1 protein-coding gene is annotated in these 369 nt (G+C 62.3%); it reads left to right on the forward strand.

The window, feature by feature from the left end:
* Nucleotides 1-369: class I tRNA ligase family protein (locus tag P2Q66_RS21145; RefSeq protein ID WP_275731318.1), on the forward strand; the 369-nt coding region annotated here is incomplete at both ends.

Consider the following 369-nt stretch of genomic DNA (forward strand, 5'->3'; position numbering starts at 1 on the left):
TGTGGTGGTCCCCACCGACGTGCTGGACGAGTTCGGTTCCGACGCCGTCCGGTACTGGGCAACATCAGCGAAGCTCGGTGCTGATACGGCCTACGAAATTGCCCAGATGAAGATCGGCCGGCGCCTGGCCATCAAGCTCCTGAACGCGTCCAAGTTCGTGCTGAACCTGGGTGCCACGGAGGCATCGGTGCTGTCCGGTGACCTGTCGGTCCTCAGCAACCCGCTGGACCGGGCGGTCCTGGCACAGCTGGCCGAGGTTGTGGCGCAGTCCACCAAGGCGTTCGAGAACTACGACTACGCCCGTGCACTGCAGATCACCGAGAGCTTCTTCTGGCAGTTCACCGACGACTATGTGGAGCTCATCAAGGA

It is taken from the genome of Arthrobacter sp. Cr_A7, assembly GCF_029222765.1.
Taxonomy (GTDB): domain Bacteria; phylum Actinomycetota; class Actinomycetes; order Actinomycetales; family Micrococcaceae; genus Arthrobacter.